Below are 2793 nucleotides of genomic sequence, written 5' to 3' on the forward strand. Positions count from 1 at the left end.
AGCAAGTGGTCGGGCACGGAAGTCAAGCTCAATGGCGAAGACCTTCTGATCATGAAGGAATCCGACATCATGGGCATCATCGGCTCATATCAGGCCCTTTCGTCAACTGAATTCCCGGGCTCGATTGAAGCCCCTGCCAGGAGCTAAAAATGGCTGCCAAAGACGTAAAATTCTCCCGCGATGCCCGCGAGCGCATGCTGCGCGGTGTCAACATCCTCGCTGACGCGGTGAAGGTCACGCTCGGCCCCAAGGGCCGCAACGTGGTCATCGACAAGTCGTTCGGCGCCCCGCGCATCACCAAGGACGGCGTCACCGTCGCCAAGGAAATCGAGCTTGAGGACAAGTTCGAAAACATGGGCGCGCAGATGGTCCGCGAAGTTGCTTCGAAGACCAACGACATCGCTGGCGACGGCACCACGACCGCGACCGTTCTGGCGCAGTCGATCGTCCAGGAAGGCCACAAGGCCGTTGCCGCCGGCATGAACCCGATGGACCTGAAGCGCGGCATCGACCTCGCGGTAACCGACGTCGTTGCGACCCTGATCAAGAACGCCAAGAAGATCAAGACCTCCGAAGAGGTTGCCCAGGTCGGCACCATCGCCGGCAACGGCGATGCTTCGGTCGGCAAGATGATCGCGGAAGCGATGCAGAAGGTCGGCAACGAAGGCGTCATCACGGTTGAGGAAGCCAAGACCGCCGAGACCGAACTCGAAGTCGTCGAAGGCATGCAGTTCGACCGCGGCTATCTCTCGCCCTACTTCGTCACCAACGCCGACAAGATGGTTGCCGAGCTCGAGGACGTCTACATCCTCCTGCACGAGAAGAAGCTGTCCAACCTCCAGGCCATGCTGCCGGTTCTCGAAGCCGTCGTGCAGACCTCGAAGCCGCTGCTCATCATCTCGGAAGACGTCGAAGGCGAGGCTCTGGCCACGCTGGTCGTCAACAAGCTGCGTGGCGGCCTGAAGATCGCCGCCGTCAAGGCGCCGGGCTTCGGTGATCGCCGCAAGGCCATGCTGGAAGACATCGCCATCCTCACCGGTGGCCAGGTCATCTCGGAAGACCTCGGCATCAAGCTCGAGAACGTCGGCCTCAACATGCTCGGCCGCGCCAAGAAGGTGTCGATCTCCAAGGAGAACACCACCATCGTCGACGGCGCCGGCAAGAAGGCCGAGATCCAGGGCCGCGTTGCCCAGATCAAGCAGCAGATCGAAGAGACCACTTCGGACTACGACAAGGAGAAGCTGCAGGAACGTCTGGCGAAGCTCGCCGGCGGCGTTGCGGTGATCCGCGTCGGCGGTGCGACGGAAGTCGAAGTCAAGGAAAAGAAGGACCGCGTCGATGACGCCCTCAACGCGACCCGCGCGGCCGTCGAAGAAGGCATCGTTGCTGGTGGTGGCGTCGCGCTGCTGCGCGCTTCGGCCAACATCAAGGCCACCGGCGTCAATGCCGACCAGGCCGCCGGCATCAACATCGTTCGTCGTGCGCTGCAGGCTCCGGCCCGCCAGATCGCGGCCAACGCCGGTGCGGAAGCATCGATCGTTGCCGGCAAGATCCTTGAGAACAAGGGCGCGACCTTCGGCTACAACGCCCAGACCGGCGACTATGGCGACATGATCGCCATGGGTATCGTCGATCCGGTCAAGGTCGTTCGCACCGCTCTCCAGGACGCGGCCTCGGTCGCCGGCCTGCTGGTCACCACCGAAGCCATGATCGCGGAGGCTCCGAAGAAGGAGTCGGCTGGCGGCGGCATGCCTGGCGGCATGGGCGGCGGCGGCATGGGCGGCATGGGCGGCATGGATTTCTAATCCAGCCAACCTGGCTAAGCTTACGGAAAGGGCGGCAGCGATGCCGCCCTTTTTCGTTCTTTTAGGACGCGTCAGAACGGGTGTTGGCTGTCGTCTACAGGTCGCGTTACAATTCCACATCCGCGTAAGGGATATACCGACAGGAACCGTCCGCTTTGTTGAAGCAGGCGGGCCTCCTGAACCAAAAGTGAGAAGCTTGCGTTACATTGCCTTCATCCACAAAGACCCGGACAGCATCTACGGTGTGAGCTTCCCCGACATGCCTGGCTGCATCTCGGCCGGAGTTACGATCGACGAAGCCGTACGCAACGGCGTAGAGGCGCTGTCGGGCCATGTCCGGATGCTGGAAGGGGATGGCGATCCAGTTCCGCCGCCGCGCGACTTCGATGCCATCATGAGCGATCCCGAACTGGCGGAGGATCGCGACGGCGCCATGACGACTGTCATTCCGTTGATCCGTGATCGCGGATCAACGACGCGGATCAACGTATCTTCCGATCTGGGCCTGCTCGAAGCTATCGATGCGACGGCGCGTGAACGTGGACAGACACGCTCGGCCTTCCTTGCTTCAGCTGCTCGCAAAGACATTGTGGATTAGCTGCGCAAAAAGCCCACTGCCTTCGGCTGCATGGCTGGAATACGCTGGGTCTTTGCCGCGTTGACCACATCAGGCGCGGTCGCAACGTTAGGTCCCCGGTGAGGATATCCCGACCGCGGAAATCGCCGCGTCGCGATTGCGGCCTGCTCCATCAAGCACCGCGGCTTCGATCAACGCCGCCACCTCATCGGCCACGGCCTGTACCGGGGCGCGGTCGCTTGTGGCGCGGGCGATCACCATCAGCCCTTCCAGTGACGATTCGACCAGCAGTGCCAATGCATGCGCGCGGCGCGCGGGCACCCCTGCCCTGACGAAGGCGTCCCGCAGCAGGCCTATCCACTGTTCGAAGGCCGAGCGGCACAACTCCGCCAGTTCCGGCACGTCGGTGGG

General features: G+C 62.5%; 2 protein-coding genes and 2 pseudogenes. 3 read left to right on the forward strand and 1 reads right to left on the reverse strand.

Going from position 1 to position 2793, the window contains the following annotated elements; translation table 11 throughout:
* The 3 genes and pseudogenes from ENZ74_RS27900 to ENZ74_RS27910 all read left to right on the forward strand — a co-directional run.
* Positions 1-84 (forward strand): annotated as a pseudogene (locus ENZ74_RS27900) (co-chaperone GroES); the annotation flags it as partial.
* A 65-nt stretch (positions 85-149) separates the two neighbouring features.
* Positions 150-1805, forward strand: a complete 1656-nt coding sequence (groL, locus tag ENZ74_RS27905; RefSeq protein ID WP_127313152.1) for a chaperonin GroEL — start codon at positions 150-152, stop codon at positions 1803-1805.
* Positions 1806-2001: 196 nt separating this feature from the next.
* Entirely contained in the window at positions 2002-2403 is a 402-nt protein-coding gene (locus ENZ74_RS27910) for a type II toxin-antitoxin system HicB family antitoxin (RefSeq protein ID WP_063167711.1), read from the forward strand.
* Positions 2404-2490: 87 nt separating this feature from the next.
* On the opposite strand, the pseudogene ENZ74_RS27915 reads toward ENZ74_RS27910, so the two are convergent.
* Positions 2491-2793 (reverse strand): annotated as a pseudogene (locus tag ENZ74_RS27915) (TetR/AcrR family transcriptional regulator); the annotation flags it as partial.

The sequence above is a fragment of the Mesorhizobium sp. M7A.F.Ca.CA.002.15.2.1 genome (assembly GCF_003998715.1).
Lineage (GTDB): Bacteria > Pseudomonadota > Alphaproteobacteria > Rhizobiales > Rhizobiaceae > Mesorhizobium > Mesorhizobium ciceri.